The sequence below is a fragment of the Flavicella sp. genome, assembly GCF_037132785.1.
Taxonomy (GTDB): domain Bacteria; phylum Bacteroidota; class Bacteroidia; order Flavobacteriales; family Flavobacteriaceae; genus Flavicella.
The window spans coordinates 1-17,739 of record NZ_JBAHZZ010000178.1; the positions used below are offsets into that span (position 1 = coordinate 1).

A 17,739-nucleotide genomic window follows, 5' to 3' on the forward strand; every position below is an offset into this window, starting at 1 on the left:
TTTTATTTTGGCTAAATAAGCCTTACAAGCTTCATCATTTGGTAATTCTTTTATAAAACTCAGTATATTTTGACCTTGAAAAACATCCATATCTGTTATATTTAATGATACTAAGATACAGAAACTAAATGACTAACTCAGAAAAATTATTGATTTCTGCGGCTTCTATATGTTTTTTTATGTACTCCGTTGGACTTATTCCATATTCTTTACTAAAACACTTGCTAAAATATTTTTGATTATTGAACCCAGTCATATAGGCAACCTCAGAGATATAAATTTTATTTTTCTTTAATAACTGTGCCGCTCTTTTTAGTTTAATTGTCTTAATGAAATTTACGGGAGTATCATTTAAAATAAGTTGAACTTTTCTATATAAGTTTGCTCTACTCATACCAATTTCTGCAGATAAAAATTCAACATTCAAAATGTTATTGTCCATATTATCCTCAATGATTTTTATAATCTTTTTTATGAATATCTCATCATTTGAATCTATTTGGATATCTACAGGTGCTGTTGTGATTAGTTTGCTATACTTTTCTTTTAGTTCTTTTCTTGTAGAGAAACTGTTTTTTACCTTCCAATTAAGAAACTCTAAACTAAAAGGCTTTTCAATATAGTCAGTAGCTCCTAAACTTAAACATTCAATTTTTGAATCGTTAGAGTTTTTTGCTGTCAGCATAAAAACAGGAATATTTTTAAATTCAGGGTTTTTCTTAATTTGTTTAAGCATTGTGATTCCATCTTGTATGGGCATTAAGATATCACTTATAATTAATTCAGGCTTCTCATTTAGGACAGATTTATAGCCTTCTTTACCGTTGGAAGCTTGGATTATGGTAAAGTCTGAAGAAAGCTCTTCACAAACCATTTGTCTTAATTCAATATTGTCTTCTACAATTAGAATTTTCGGCTTTTTATTGGATTCTTTATTTGTTTCGTTTGCTTCAAATTTTGAAGAATTTTTTTCAATTACTTGATACTCAGAGTTTTTAATGAAATTTTTTCTCAGAGGTGTTCCTTTTTCAAGAAGTTCATTTTTGTCATATTTGTTTTTTGATATAGGAATATAAAAAGTAAACTCAGTGTAAATGTTTTCCTCACTTTCTACCATAATTGTACCATGGTGTCTTTCAATTAACTTAGAGACAAGCTCCATCCCTATACCTGTACCTGGAAGTTGATTTCCGCGTGATTTTGTTGATTGATAGTAGCGGTCAAAGATAAATTCAATATCTTTTTGTGGAATCCCAATTCCGTTGTCTCGAACACAACATTTTATATGTTTTCCAATTATTTTGTGGGAGCCTATTTTTGTGATGTTGTCTTTAGTAGATTCTAACGAGACTGTAATTTTACCTTGTTCTTTTGTGTATTTAAATGCATTTGATAATAGGTTAAATAGAATTTTTTCTATCAGATCTACATCATACCAGCCTATTATCTCTTTTTCAGCTGTTATAAATTCGTATTTAATTTGATAGATTTTAGCAAAATCATTGAATGCATTTTTAATTATTGAAACATCTGTTACAATATTGTTTTTAGAAATTTTTAATTTGAATTTTCCTCCATCAAATTTTCGGATATCCATTATTTGATTTATTAGTCGATGCATCCTTAATGTATTGTTGTAGATACGTTGACTTGTTAAAGGGCTTAATGTGAATTTTTTTTCTTTTACTACTTTTTCTATAGTTCCTAGTATTAGGGAAAGAGGAGTTCTTAATTCGTGAGAAATATCTGTAAAGAAAATCATTTTCATCTTGATAAGATCATTGTCTTTTTCTCTACTGATGGTCTCTTTAACTAAGTTACTTTTTAATAAAAACCATCTTCTAATTAGAATTGTAATAATGCATAGAATTAGTAAGGTAAAAAGACTGTAAACAACAATTGCCCAAGTACTCTTCCAAATTGATGGTTCTATAATAAAGGTAACTTCAGATGGAGTTTCATTCCATACACCATCACTATTCGAACTTTTTACCATGAAAGTATAGGAGCTTGGAGGGAGGTTATTATAGTTGGCATTCCTGTTAAATGCACTTGTGTAAATCCAATAATCATTTAAGCCTTTTAATTTGTATGCGTATTCGTTTTTATTTGGAGTTGTAAAATCTAATGAAGAAAAATTGATCAAAATATTGTTTTGATCGTAGGGTAAAATAATCGGTTTTCCTGAATTTATATTTAATGAGTTGGCTTTGTTTATTTTGTTGTTTTTATTATCGAGTGTGGTTCCTAAGGTTGAAAAATTGGTGATAACTGTTGTAGGTACTGTATTTTGAGTGATTAGGTTTTTTGGGGTTACCTCTTGAAAACCATCAGTACAACCAAAATAAAAAATATTATTTACTGAGTTTTTTATACTAGAATCAAATACGAATTGATTTTCAATTACGCCATCTTCAATTCCAAATGGTATAAATCTTTGAGAAGTTAAGTCAAGCATTGTAATACCATTTCTAGTACTCATCCAAATATTACCGTTGACGCCTTCTTCTATGGCTAATACAGTTTTTGGACGATTGGTTTTGGTCTCTTTAAAGTCTTTAAAAAAGGCTAAATTTTTATCATACATGTTTAGACCGCCACCTCGGGTTCCTATCCAAATATTACCTGTCTTATCTTCATGTAGACTTAAAATAGCTTTGGAGGTCAAGCCATTTGTTAATGTTGGTAAAAAATGTTTTGTAGTTTCCTTAGTTAAATCTATCAAGTAAAGTCCTTCTCCTCTTGTTCCTATCCATAATTTGTTTTCTTTAGTTAGTATTATAGTGGAAGTATGATTGTTTTTTAATTGTTCGATTATTTTCTTTTTAAATTTTGATATAGACTGACGACTGTTAATAATATCAATTCCTCCACTCCATAAACCAACCCATATTTCATTTTTATTGATTGGAGTGATTTGCTTTATTATGTGTTTATAGGTTTTGATTTTAACTAAATTTAGTTCTGTAGAATTAGATTTAAAATTCTTAGATTGGTAAATATTAAAATGACTTGCAATTAAAAGTTCTGTCTTTTCGTAATTTTGGGTAATTATATTAACATTGCTAATTTTACTTTTAATTTTTGTGCTTATTTTAGAATTGACGTCAAATTTATAAATACCATTATTTGTACCTATTAGTAAATTGTTGGACTTTTGATTAAAAATACTTGTTGTTAAACTATTATTTGTAGAAAGTTGGTGATATTGAAAAAGAGAGTCTTTACCAATATATTTGTTGATCCCATTATAGGAGCCAATCCAAAGGTTTCCATAAGTATCAAATATAGTTGATGTAATATGATTATTTAATAGATTAGTCTTTTGGTGATTATTTGAATAATAATTAAAATTAAACGTATTATATTTTCTGGTCGCTTTAAGTAATCCATTTGTTGATCCAATCCATAAATCGTTGTTATTAGAGTTATATGCACTAGATGTTAATGTACCTGTTGAGTTATATGATTTTAAAATTTCTGGGTAGTTTTCAAGAATTTCTACATTGCAATCCGATTTATTGTAGCCTAAAACATACAAGTTCTGGGGAGTAGTAACCAAAACTTGATTGTTACTGAATAATTTCATATTAACAATTTTTTCCTTAAAACTTGTTGACTTAATGACTCCGTCATTATCTAAAATAAGAATTCCATTATTGGTGCCAAACCATTGTCTTTTAAAATTATCTTCAATTATTGAAGAGACAGATTTTTGATTTGTTGCTGTCAGGTTGTCAAACGTTTTCTGGTTAAATAACCTGGAGAGTTTTATTTTTTGAATGTTTTTTTCTGTTTTAAATTTCAGTAAACCACTACCTTGTAACTCAATCCAAATACTCCCATCAGTTGTGATAGATTTTACTATTGAAGTGCTGTTTTTTAAAAACCCAGTGAATTTGTTTTCTTTTCTATTAAAATGAATAAGGTAACTTTCACTACCAATCCATAAGTTTTTATGAGAGTCTTCAATGATAGAGTTTATCGTGTTGTTAGGTAGTGAGTTGGTAGAAAACACATCATGTTGGTATTGTATTAAACTATGTCCATCATATTTATATAGACCAGAGTTACATCCAATCCATAAAAATCCAAAGCTATCCTTGAATAATACATTCACTTTTTTATTGAATGATATTCCATGAATATCTAAATAATGAAAGTTAACAATATTCGATTGTGAATGTGTTTTGGTTAGTATTAGGAGTAAGATAAGCGTAACGAAATACTTTTTCATAATTGATTGCATTAGATGTGTAAAAATACAAATAGGCTCTAAATGTAACGTATTTTATCTTTTTGAGATTTTCAACAATTTACGGAACAATTATTCCTTGGTTGACAGATTTGTCAGTTTTAAGGGGTGTAAATGTTGATTATAGGAGGGAGAAATGTTGCGTTTTGGTTGTTTTTGCTAGGTTTGTCGTTTTTGCAACATTTGTAGGCGGTATTTAGTAATATGAACTCTGATTATGATGGTATATTTGATGATGTTGAACAACAGCATTTGTGCGCTAAAAATTATTAAGTAAAAACAGAAAGAATTATGAATAAAATGTTTCAAGTTTTGTTGGCTATTAGTTTAGCTGTTATTATATATTCTTGTGAAAATAAAACAGCCGTAAAAAACAAACAAAATATTAGTACTAATAAGGACAATCGTAAACCTAACATTATTTATATCCTTGCAGATGATCTTGGGTATGGAGATCTGAGTAGTTATGGACAAAAACTTTTTAAGACACCTAATATTGATAAATTAGCTTCGCAGGGTATGATATTTACTCAGCATTATGCAGGTAGCACTGTTTGTGCTCCTTCAAGATCTGCTTTGTTAACGGGTATGCACACTGGACATACTGCAATCAGAGGAAATATAGAAGTGATGCCAGAAGGGCAGCACCCAATTCCAGATGAAACATATACTTTGTCGAAGGCTTTAAAGGAAGCGGGGTATAAAACTGGTGCATTTGGTAAATGGGGATTAGGCTATCCTGGTTCTGAAGGTGACCCTATAAATCAAGGTTTTGATGTTTTTTATGGATACAACTGTCAACGTTTAGGACATAATTACTATCCATATCATTTGTGGTCTAATAAAGATTCCATTGTTTTAAAAGGAAACCAAGGACATGGTACTGGTGATTATGGTCCTGAATTAATTCAAAATAAGGCTATTGAGTTTTTAGAGAAAAATAAGGACACTACATTTTTTATGTATGTTCCAACAATAATTCCTCATGCTGAACTGGTTGCTCCAGAGGATATTATGGATAAATATAGAGGCTTGTTTGGAAAAGAAAAGAAATTTAAAGGTACAGATGATGGTCTAAATTATAGATTAGGAAAATATGGTTCCCAAAAAGATCCACATGCTGCATTTGTAGGGATGATTGAAATTATGGATAACCATGTGGGGGAAATAATGGATAAAGTAAAAGAATTAGGAATTGAAGATAATACCATTATAATTTTCACATCCGATAATGGACCTCATACAGAAGGAGGAGCTGATCCTGAATATTTTAATAGCAGCGGTCCTTTAAGAGGTCAAAAAAGAGATTTGTATGAAGGTGGAATTCGTGTTCCTATGATTGTAAAATGGCCAGGAAAAGTGAAGCCAGGATCAAAAACAGATCTTATTTCTGCTTTTTGGGATGTGTTTCCAACGTTTTCTGAAATAGCATCTTTGCCTATTCCAGAAAATATCGATGGTATTTCATTTTTACCGACATTATTAGATAAACCAGAAGAACAAAAACATCATGACTATCTGTATTGGGAGTTTCATGAAAGAGGAGGAAGACAGGCAATTAGAAAAGGAAAATGGAAGGCAGTAAAATATAATGTTTTAAAGCACCCCGATGCTGAGGTGCAATTATATGATTTATCTCAAGATATAGGTGAGAAAAATAATTTAGCCAAAGAGTATCCATTAATTGTAAAAGAGATGGAGGCTATTTTAAAAGAAGCGAGAACACCTTCAGAAATATTTACTTTTGATCAGGTTTCGTTTTAAATTGAAATTATTTTAATGGAGGCAAAAATTTTACAGGATGATTTATTTTAATTGTAACAGGTGATTTATTTTTAATGGTGAACTATATTATGGGTTTAAAAAAAATAAAAACAATATATTATATTTTAATAATATGTATGTTAACTTCTTCGAGTATTCAGACTCAAGAGTTAAGACTCATTGAAATTGATACATTACAAGGGCATAAAATTCAAAGAGGAGCTAGTGGTTTTAATGTTAGAATAGCGGATAAAGTTTGGAGTTATTCTCATCCTGAATTTGTAGAAGTAGTGAAAGAATTAAAACCTGGTTGGTTACGATATTTTTCTGGTACGATGGGAGATTCTTTTAGTAGTGCTACTGGGAAATACGATCTTGATTTTATTTCGATGTTTGACCATAAAAAAAAACAGTTTTTAACGGGATATCTATTTTTAGAAGTTAAAGGACCTCATAGGTTAATTGATATGTATGAGCTTCTTGGTGAAATTAATGGGAAATTAGTGATTACTGTAAATGCTTTTTCCGAAACACCTGAAATGATTTTGGAGTTGGCACGGTTTTGTAAGAATAATAATATAAAGGTTGAACTTTGGCAGTTTTGTAACGAACCTTATTTTTATATTCCAAATAGAAATAGATATTGGTGGAATGATGGTTATGATTATGCTGTAAAAATGGAACCTTATGCAGAGGTTATTAGAGAAGTTTTTCCAGAAGCTAATTTGGCTCTCAATTATACTTGGGATGGAGTATGGACTTTTATGAAAGAGATATATAAGTTTCAAGAAGAAAATGGTGCTTATTGGAATGCTTTTACAAAACATTCATATGCACCTCACACTGGTAGAAAAGAATCTTTGGATGAGGCTTATAAACGAGGAAACACCAAGCTTATTGAAGTTACTTCTGCTGTTGCAATGAAGGATATTGAGGACTATTCATGGAAAGATGTGCCTATGTCAATAACTGAATTTGGTGTTTGGAATAAACCACTAAATGGCATTTACGCAAGTGTTTATAATATAGAGTACGTAATGAGGCAGTTAGAACATACTAATACTCAGTTTGTTGGAGCGCATGAAATAAGTAATAAATACACGCCATTAAATAAGAAAAACAAAATAATTGAGACTGCTTTTAAAAATAACGTAGAAATTAATTCAGATACATTATTAACAGGTATTCGAAGAGGTTTGGAAGGGAAAGCATATAAAATATACCATGAAGCGACCAATAGTTCAACTTATCTATACAAAACTAAAATTGTAAATAATATTCAGGTGGCAGGTATGAAAAACAAGACTGCTGATGGTATGTTTGCTCAAACATATAAAGGAATTAATGGTTTCAACTATTTAGTGGTAACAAATAGAAGTAAAACTACGAATAAGTTTCAAATTAAAATTAATGGAAAGAAACTGAATCAAAAATTGTATACATCGTATTTATCAGCAAATTCTTTAAAAGCGAAAGATGCTAATATTCGTGAAGTTATTTTTAATAATGGAATTTTAACAATAAAGCCTTTTAGTGTTTCTGTAAGTAAATGGAAAACGAATGCGGTGGCATTACAAAAGCCAAGAATTTATAAAACTCAGGTTAAAAATAATGGTATTTTTCTAAAATGGGGAGAGATACCAAATGCAAGATCTTATGAAATTTATTATGGTGTAGATTATGATTATTTAGATAAAACGGTGAAGGTATTGAATAATAGTTGCTTAATTACAGCTGTTTCTTTGAACAAAAATTATTTTTTTAAAGTAAAGGCTTTTAACGAAAAAGGAAAGAGTAAATTGTCAGATAGTGTTTTAGTAGGGTATCAATTACCGAATAAACCAAAAATATTTAAAGTTTCAAGGCGAAATAATTCCGTTACATTGTTTTGGAAAAGTGTTCCTAATGCAAATGATTATTTAATTAATTATATTGATGAAAACGGAATTGATGTTGAACTTAACACCCATAATGTTTATGGATATCGAATTGACAAATTAAAGGATAGTCACACTTATAAGTTTACCGTTACTTCGAAAAATGGTTTGGGAAAAAGTCTCTCATCAGAAAAAGAATCAGTTTTCATATCCAAAAGAGTTCCTTTAAGTCCTAGAAATGTATCAGCGATCAAAAATAGCCCTACTAAAATCACTGTAAAATGGCATAAACAAGATCGGGTATTGGAGAATACTTGTTATAATGTATATAGAGGAGTTAAGTTACATGAGTTTAGTAAAGTTGCTAGTTGTTTGCAGGACACTGTTTATATAGATGAAAATATTGTTGGAAACAAACAATATTACTATATTGTAAAAGCAGAAACCGAAGTAGGTGAAAGTAATTTTCATGCTAATATAGCGACTGCATTTTCTCTTGAAAATAGTAATAAATTGAATATCCAGCTTATTGATAAAACTCAAGAGGGATATTTAGTAAAAGTTAATTTGAATAAAATACAGATTAGTAAAGGAGATTCTTATGGAGTAATCATAAATAATGTTTCTTATTTAAATGTAGAGAATATTAAGATTTTTGGTGATCCTAATTATGGAGAAGGTAAATCTTTTGAAACGCTTATTCCGTTTTCTAAAGTTAAAGATCATTCAAATTACGCCATAAAGGCTTTTGTTATTAAGCAAGGTCAAATTATTGAGAGTGCTATTGTCAATCAATATATTTCAAAAAAATAAAATTCAATTAAACACGTAAATAATTATAGTATGAACAAGTATTTAATTTTAATTCTTTCTGTCATATCTATTACCTCATGTGATAAAGTAGATACAAAGACTGTTTATGTAAATGATAAGTGGGAGAATCCTGAATGGGAAAATCCAGAAATATTTCAAATTAATAGAGAAGAGCCTACGGCTTCTTTTTATAAATATTTAGATGAAACTGCTGCAATCAAAAATAGCGATTGGAAAAATTCTTCTTTGTATCAATCTTTAAATGGGACTTGGAAATTTTATTATGCAGATAGCGTCCAAGCAAGACCAACTGATTTTTATAAAGAAAACTTTGACACCCAACAATGGGATAACATTGAAGTACCATCTAATTGGGAGTTAAAAGGACATGGAATACCAGTATATACAAATCAAACTTATATGTTTCCGGCAAACCCACCTTTTATTCCTCATAATTTGAATAATAATGGTAGTTATAAAAGAGATTTTGAAATTTCTGAGGATTGGAATAAAAAAGATATTTATATCCATTTTGAAGGAGTAAGTGGTGCGATGTATGTCTGGCTGAATGGTGAAAAAATAGGTTATAATGAAGGAAGTAAAACATCAGTTGAATTTAAGATCACAGATTTTGTAAAAGAGGGAAAAAACAGTTTAGCGGTTCAGGTTTTACGTTGGTCTGATGCTAGTTATATGGAAGATCAGGATTTTTGGAGACTAAGTGGTATTGAACGTGATGTTTATATCTATGCTTCGGATAAAATAACGCTAAGAGATTTTAAAGTAACTGCCGATTTAAAAAATGATTTTAAAGATGGTGTATTTCATGTAGATTTGAAAGTTGATAACCATACGAAATCAAACGTAGAGAAAGAAATTATAATTAAATTATTAGATGGCTCTAATCAAGTTTTTGTAAAGATTAAAAAAATTGATTTAAAAGTTGGTAGAAATACGATAAGTTTTGACGAAGTTGTGCCTAATGTGAAAACGTGGAATGCTGAATCTCCCAATTTATACACTTTGTTATTAAGTGTAAACGGTGAATCTACAGCTATTAAGGTAGGCTTTAGAAATATTGAAATTAAAAACAATCAGTTTTTAGTTAATGGGAAACCTGTATTGTTAAAAGGAGCTAATTTACATGACCATAGTGATACGGAAGGGCATGTAATTTCGGAAGAACTTACCTTACTTGATTTAACAGTGATGAAACAAAATAATTTGAATGCGATTCGTTGTAGCCATTACCCTAAAAACCCTCATTTTTATAGATTATGCGATAAATATGGATTTTATGTAGTTGATGAAGTAAATATTGAAACTCATGGTTTAGGAACTACCAATCAGGGTTTAGATAAGAATAAAAAGGCACAATCTGTTCATCCAGCGTATTTACCTGAATGGAAAGCGATGCATATGGACAGAACAGTTAGGATGTTTGAAAGAGATAAAAATTATCCTTGTATTATTACGTGGTCTTTAGGAAATGAGGCTGGTAATGGGGAAAACTTTTTTGCAACATACAAATGGTTGAAAGAACAGGATTCAACGAGACCTACACAATATGAAGGAGCTACTAATTACGATAACTCTGATATTCAGGCGCCTATGTATTGGTCAATTGAAAGAATGATAAAATATGCTGAAAATAATCCAACGAGACCATTGATTCAATGTGAGTATGCTCATGCTATGGGAAATAGTGTAGGTAACTTACAAGACTATTGGGATGTAATAGAAAAGTATGATATCATGCAAGGAGGGTTTATTTGGGATTGGGTAGATCAAGGCATGCTAACAAAAAATGAAGCTGGAGAAACCTTTTGGGCCTATGGAGGAGATTTGGGGGGAGCTGATTTACAAAATGATCAGAACTTTTGTTTGAATGGAATTGTGAACCCAGATAGAACTGCACATCCTGCATTGTATGAGGTTAAAAAGGTATATCAATATATTAAATTTAAACCAGGGAAAACTAATAATGGGGAAATTGTTATCAAAAACATTTACGATTTTACAAATTTAAACGTTTTTGATTTTTCATGGAAACTATTGAAAAATGGAGAAGAGGTATCGAATGGTAAGTTACCTGTTTTAAACGTAGCTCCTTATGCTACAAAAAACGTAAAAATTGATCTACCTAAGTTAGTCGATGCTTTAGCAGAATATCACTTAAACATATATGTACGTACTAAAACAGCAACGGATTTAGTGCCTACTGGACATGTTGTAGCATATGAACAAATAGCACTAAGAGAGCCTAAAATTGGAGATGTAATTTCTAAATCAGCGACTTTTTTAAATTCAGTAGAGGATAAATCTACTTTAAAAGTTGAAGGAGATGGGTTTTCTGTGATTTTTGATAAAATAACTGGAAAAATAACTTCGTTAGAATACGGTTATGGTAATATTTTAATTGAAGGGGTTCAAGCGAATTTTTGGAGAGCAACTACAGATAATGATTTTGGTCATAAAATGCCAAAAAAACTTGGAGTATGGAAAACGGCTTCAGACAGTCAAACTTTAATTTCATTAAAAGAAAGTAGAGATACTTCTAATAATATTGTGATAGCGTCAGAATATGAATTAAAGGGAGTTAAAGGAAGCTTGAATATTAAATATACAATTCAATCAAAAGGAGAAATCTTAGTGAAGACTAGTCTTACAGGAGTGAACTCTAAATTACCTGTTTTACCAAGATTTGGAAATAATTTTATTTTAAAGGAGGATTTTAACAGCGTTAAATGGTTTGGACGTGGTCCACATGAAAACTATCAGGATAGAAATACGGCTGCATTGGTTGGCGTTTATGAGTCTTCGGTAACAGATATGTATTTCCCATATATTCGTCCACAAGAAAATGGATACAAAACTGATACTCGTTGGGTGACTTTTGCAAATAAAACAGGAAAAGGTATTAAAATAATAGCATCTGATCTAATTTCATTTAGTGCACATCATCAATACAATAGTGATTTTGATGCAGGAGATAAAAAACAGCAGCGTCATACTACTGATATCAAAAAAAGAGATTTAATAAATGTAAATATTGACTATAAACAAATGGGGATTGGAGGAGATAATAGCTGGGGTAGAATGCCTCACAAAGAGTATCAAATCAAACCAATAGATTTGAATTATAGTTATACTATAAAACCATTAAAATAATAGTAATTAGATGTTTAGGAATGTTTTTTACAGAAAAACATTCCTCTTTAATAAGTATTAGATTATGTTAGAATATATTAAATTTCGGAGTGAATCTGGGCTCTATTATTTAGCCTTACTTTTTGTAGTTAGTAGTGCTGTTTATGGCTGTCAAGGTAATTCAGAACAGGTAGAAATAAGGTCTCGATCAAGTTTTGATTCTAATTGGAAATTTATCCAAGACGATGTGAACAATGCTGAACAGGTTGAATTTAACGATGAATCTTGGCGAACTTTAAACCTACCTCATGACTGGAGTATAGAAGGGGAGTATGATGAAAAAAACCCTATGGCTGGGCAATGTGGTTATTTGCCAGCAGGATTTGGATGGTATAGAAAGACTATTTCTGTTCCTGAAACATGGAAAGGAAAACACATAGAAATTGCTTTTGATGGTGTTTTTATGAACAGCACTGTCTGGGCAAATGGTATAAAGTTAGGAAACAGACCCTATGGTTGGGTTTCTTTTGCATATGATATTAGTGAAATTTCTGAAAATTCAGACAAAATAACTTTTGCTGTACGTGTAGATAACGATAAGCAACCATCAGCTCGTTGGTATACAGGTAGTGGGATTTATGCACATACTTGGATTGATATTACAAATAAAGATCATATTTCTAGAAATGGTATTTTTGTTAGAACGGAGGGTGAAAATGTTTTTGTGGATACTGAGTTTTCTAAAGAAAGTATAAATGGAGTATTAATTACCTCAGTGATTGATAAGGAAGGGAAAATCGTGGTTACAGCTAAAAATGATTTAAAATCAATTTCAAATGTAAATACTGAGTTTCGTATATCAAATCCTAAATTATGGTCGGTAGAAACACCTTATTTATATACTTTAAAAAGTGAATTGTTGATTGACGATGTAACTGTAGATATAGTTAAAACCAAATTTGGAGTTAGAGATATTGAATGGAAACCAGAAACAGGAATGTGGTTAAATGGAAAAAACGTCAAACTTCAAGGAGTTTGTAACCATCAAGATGCTGGTGCTTTGGGAGCCGCCGTTCCGGATAAAATTTTGCGTTATAGAATTCAGCAATTAAAAGATATGGGAGTTAATGCTATTAGAACATCGCACAACCCACAAACACCAATTTTTTATGATATCTGTGATGAACTTGGAATGTTGGTGATGGATGAAATTTTTGATGGATGGAAGAGAAAAGCTAAAAATGATTATGGTGCCCATTTCTTTAAAAATTGGTGGAAACAAGATTTAACGGATTGGATTAAAAGAGATAGAAATCACCCATCTATTATTATTTATAGTGTTGGAAATGAAACTGGAGGTAAAGTTGGAAAAGGGTTGGTTGAAACGTGTAAAAGTTTGGATCCAACTAGACCTGTAACTTCTGGTCATTCAGGTTCCCAATTTATGGATGTATTGGGGGTAAATGGAAGTAGTGAAAAGAAAGGGTATCTAGAGAATTTAAAAGATAAACAGAACGGAAAAGTTTTTATTGGTGCAGAAAACACACATACTTGGCAAGTACGAGGATACTACAGAACAAAAACATGGTTTAGAGATGGTTTTAAAAATAAAAATCAAAAACCATATGCGATACCTGATTTAACTGAAAAAGAAGTGTTTACACATGACTGGATTGAAACAGAGAATAGAAAGAATAGAAAACAAATTTTTAATTCAAGTTATGATAATGCAACGGTTCGTGTATCTTCTCGTTTGAATATAGCGCAGCTTAGGGATATTCCTGCTTATGCAGGTTCTTTTCGTTGGACAGGTTATGATTATATAGGTGAAGCCAGTTATGTTCATGGAGGATGGCCTTTTAAAGCATTTATGGGAGGAGCAATTGACTTAGCAAATTTTGAAAAGGATCTGTTTTACCTTTATCAGAGTCAATGGACAACGGAACCGATGGTTCATATCTTACCACATTGGACACACCCAAAAGTAGAATATGGAATTGAGATACCAGTATGGGTTTATTCTAACTGTGATGAAGTAGAGTTGTTTTTTAATGATGTTTCTTTAGGAAAAAAAACACCAGGGCTAGATTGGGATAAAATGCAGTGTGAGTGGTTGGTTAAATGGAAACCAGGTGTGCTAAAAGCTGTTGGGTATAATAATGGTAAAGTCATAATAACTGAAATCATAAAATCAGCGAAAGAACCTTCAAAAATTAAATTATCAATTGATGGAGAGCCTTTAGAGACGAAGAGTATTGATTTGGTTCAGATTAGAGTGACAACGACGGATAATGAAGGTGTTTTCTATCCATATGGAGAGAATAGAGCATTCTTTCATGTTATTGGAGCGGGACGAGTTAAAGCTTTGGATAATGGAAGTCCTGTTGACGTAGAACAGCATGTAGGGCCAAATAATAGAAAAGCATTTTATGGACTTACACGTGCTTATATTGAGTCCACTAAGGAACTAGGAGCTATAAACCTTTTGGTCGCTTCTGTTTTAGGAGAAAAAAAATTGATTACTTCTAATAAAGTTAGTATCGATAGTAAAATTATCAATCTAAGAGGAGATAAAATCAATCCTAAGATTGAGGTTTATTATACTCTAAACGGAGATTTACCAACTGTTAACTCAAAAGTATATACTAAAAGCTTTGAAGTTTCATTAGAAACTACTGTAAAAGCTTTGGTTGTTGTAGATGGGGGTTCTATTTTGATTTTAGAAGAACGTTTTGGGAAGAGAGAAGGTTTTGTTTGGAATGAGAATATGTTTGATACTACTATCATTGGTGAACAGGCTGAAGACGCAACTATCAAAAATGGTAAAATAGTCAATAAAGGTGCCAAATTTAATGGACGAGGATATGTGAAATTGGATAAAAAGATTGGTGCTTCTATTGTTTGGTATCGAGAGAATGATGGAAGTGCAGGTAAAGTAGATTTGTCGATTCGTTATAGTTTAAAAGTTCAAAATTCGGAGGGTACTTATATTAAAGTTTATGTGAATGATAAAGTAATTAAAAACAAAATTTTACTAAAGAATACTGTGAATTGGGGGGAATCATGGAATACAGTTAAATTTCCAATCAAGTTAGATCGTGGTGCTAATACAATAAAGATAGTAACATTAGAGAATAAAGGTTTATTTGTAGATGAAATTGTGATCAACTAATAATTATTGACAGAGTGTTACTCATACGATATAAGATCACCTATTGCAATATTTACACCCCTTAATTGATAAAGTATCTTCGATGATGTTTCTTGTTTTTAAATTGTTATAGAAATTTTCACCCTAAAGATAAGTTATTGGTTGGTGTGAAAGAATAGTTTTTTTGGCCGAGAAATCTACTTTAAGTAGAAAAGGATTGACAGATGATCTTAGGTTTAAAAAACTTAAAATCAAAGATAATTAGATTATACTAAAGTATTACAATTCAAAAGGACTTAAAACGGTAGACGGAAAATTCCCAAGGGATTTGGATTTCAGGGGAAGATATAGAGTGGTTTAAATCATAGAATAGGTGCTAATAAGTACATTCTTAAGTGTATAAACGTCAACACTCCAATTCCTGTTCGTTATGCTTTTTCTGCGAAACCTAAGGTTAACTTAGTCAATAAAAAAGGACTTCCATCTAGACCTTTTAGAACAGATAAGTAGAAATACGTGAAAACAAAGGTTTATTATAGTTGAAATACTAATTAAATAAAGTTATCCTGTTAAGGTTTTATATTTAAGTTGGTTTAAATTTTCTGAAATCTAAATTTATATAAATGATTAAAAAAATAAGATTATTAAAATATTCTTTATTACTTATTGTAATAAATACGAGTTTGTTTTGTAATGGTGAAACTAGACAGTTACCGCCACCAAATATTGTTTGGTTAGTTTCAGAGGATAATTCGATGCACTATTTAAAAATGTTTAATGAAAATGGAGTTGAAACTCCGCATATTGAAAGTTTAGCAAATCAAGGATTAATATATACAAGAGCTTTTTCTAATACTGCTGTTTGTAGTGCCGCTCGCTCAACTATAATTTCGGGTTGTTATGGTCCAAAATTGGCATCTCATTATCATAGAAGTATTCAAAAAGTTCCGATGCCAGATAATTTGGAAATGTTTCCTGCGTATTTAAAGAAAGGAGGCTATTATACAAGTAATAATAGTAAGGAAGATTACAATATTGTAAAGGGGAATGATGTTTGGGATGATTCATCAAAAAAAGCCACTTGGAGAAATAGAGGTGAAAATCAACCTTTTTTCCATGTGTTCAATACGGGAATAACGCATGAAGGAAGTCTTCATTTTAATAAAGAAACATATAAAAAAAATAAAACTAAGACTGGTCTAGAAACGTTTTCTATACAACCAAATCATCCAAAAACAAAATTGTTTAAATATACAAATGCATTGTACAGAGACAAAATAATTGAAATGGATGCTGAAATAGGAAAAATCATAAATCAATTGAAAGATGATGGCTTGTATAATGCTACATTTATTTTTTATTATGGTGATCACGGAGGCGTATTACCAGGTAGCAAAGGTTACTTGTATGAAACGGGATTGCATGTGCCAATGGTTGTTCATATACCTGAAAAATACAAGCATCTTGTGCCAAATAAATTAGGAAGTAGCGTTAGTGGTTTTGTGAGTTTTGTTGACTTGGCACCAACAGTATTGAATTTGGCAGGAATAAAAATCCCAAAAATAATGGATGGTAAACCGTTTTTAGGGAAAAACATTACTGCGGAAGACATATATAACAGAGATGAGTCTTTTAGTTATGCAGATAGGTTTGATGAAAAATATGACATGGTTCGTGCTATAAGAAAAGGGAAATACAAATATATTAGAAATTACCAACCTTTTAATTTTGATGGTTTAATGAATAATTATAGATACAAGCAATTGGCATATAAAGAATGGGCTGAATTATATAAAAAAGGTGTTTTAAATAAAAAGCAATCCGATTTTTTTATGTCTAGATCTCCCGAATTACTGTTCAATGTAGAAGATGATCCTTATGAAACCAATAATTTAGCCGAAAACCCAGCTTTTAGAAAGGAACTTTTAAAATTAAGAAATCGCTTAAATTCCTATATCAAACAACTGCCAGACTTGTCTTTCTACCCAGAGCATTTTCTAATTGAAAAAGCATTTGATAACCCAGTAGTTTTTGGAGAAAATTCTAAAATAGAAATTGAAAAGTATTTGAATATTTCAAATTTAAGTTTGTTAACATTTAAAGAAGCCAAAAATAAAATTGAAAAAGCACTGAACTCTAAAGATCCTTGGGAACGTTATTGGGGCATTATAACCTGTAGTAATTTTGGAAAAGAAGCCATGACGTTTGCATCAAAAATAAATGAAATTTCAATAACTGATAGTGAAGCCATTAATAAAGTTAGAGCTTTGGAGTATAAAGGTCTGTTTTTAAACATAAACCCTTTGAACGAAATGACTGAGATATTATATAAATCAACCAGTATAGCAGAGTCTCTTTTAATCCTAAATACAATGACTTTAATAACTGATAGTAGTTTAGGTTTTAAAGGGAATTATGAATTCGAATTGATTTCTGAAGAAATAAAAAAGAATAAGGATATTCAAAATAGGCTGCAATATTTGAGCAGTAAATAATTAATTTTTAGATACTGAAACATATATTCTGTTTGGTAAAGAGTGTATGGTTAAACTAAAAATAGAAAACAACTTGGATTCAAGGTTGTAATGCAACAAAACGTTTTAGTTTTATGATGTTACTAAGCTACAATTTTAAGTTCAATATCCATCATTTCTTTTGGTGTTTTATATCCAAGTATCTTTCTAGGTCTATTGTTTAGTTTTTCTTGAATAATTTGGAGTTGTTTTAGG

The 17,739-nt window shown here is 30.6% G+C and carries 6 protein-coding genes and 2 pseudogenes; 5 read left to right on the forward strand and 3 right to left on the reverse strand.

Translation table 11 applies throughout. The features are described from left to right. Together V5787_RS11200 and V5787_RS11205 are read right to left on the reverse strand one after the other, a co-directional pair. Positions 1-90 (reverse strand): annotated as a pseudogene (locus tag V5787_RS11200) (IS1595 family transposase); the annotation flags it as partial. A gap of 34 nt (positions 91-124) precedes the next feature. After that, a complete protein-coding gene (locus tag V5787_RS11205; RefSeq protein ID WP_336893302.1) occupies positions 125-4,237 on the reverse strand; it encodes a two-component regulator propeller domain-containing protein in 4,113 nt (1,370 codons plus the stop codon). 309 nt (positions 4,238-4,546) lie between these two features. Here V5787_RS11205 and V5787_RS11210 point away from each other — a divergent pair, with 309 nt between their 5' ends. The 5 genes from V5787_RS11210 to V5787_RS11230 all read left to right on the forward strand — a co-directional run bounded on the left by V5787_RS11210 (position 4,547) and on the right by V5787_RS11230 (position 17,505). Continuing rightward, positions 4,547-6,019, forward strand: a complete 1,473-nt coding sequence (locus tag V5787_RS11210) for an arylsulfatase (protein WP_336893303.1) — start codon at positions 4,547-4,549, stop codon at positions 6,017-6,019. Positions 6,020-6,156: 137 nt separating this feature from the next. After that, positions 6,157-8,709, forward strand: a complete 2,553-nt coding sequence (locus V5787_RS11215) for a fibronectin type III domain-containing protein (protein ID WP_336893304.1) — start codon at positions 6,157-6,159, stop codon at positions 8,707-8,709. Between the two features lie 30 nt (positions 8,710-8,739). Beyond that, on the forward strand, positions 8,740-11,880 hold the full coding sequence (locus V5787_RS11220; RefSeq protein WP_336893305.1) for a glycoside hydrolase family 2 TIM barrel-domain containing protein: 3,141 nt from the start codon (positions 8,740-8,742) through the stop codon (positions 11,878-11,880). Between the two features lie 64 nt (positions 11,881-11,944). Next, positions 11,945-15,031, forward strand: coding sequence for a glycoside hydrolase family 2 TIM barrel-domain containing protein (locus tag V5787_RS11225; RefSeq protein WP_336893306.1), 3,087 nt, complete (start codon positions 11,945-11,947; stop codon positions 15,029-15,031). A 602-nt stretch (positions 15,032-15,633) separates the two neighbouring features. Next, on the forward strand, positions 15,634-17,505 hold the full coding sequence (locus V5787_RS11230; RefSeq protein ID WP_336893307.1) for a sulfatase: 1,872 nt from the start codon (positions 15,634-15,636) through the stop codon (positions 17,503-17,505). A gap of 122 nt (positions 17,506-17,627) precedes the next feature. Here V5787_RS11230 and V5787_RS11235 read toward each other — a convergent pair. Beyond that, positions 17,628-17,739: pseudogene (locus V5787_RS11235) on the reverse strand (IS30 family transposase); the annotation flags it as partial.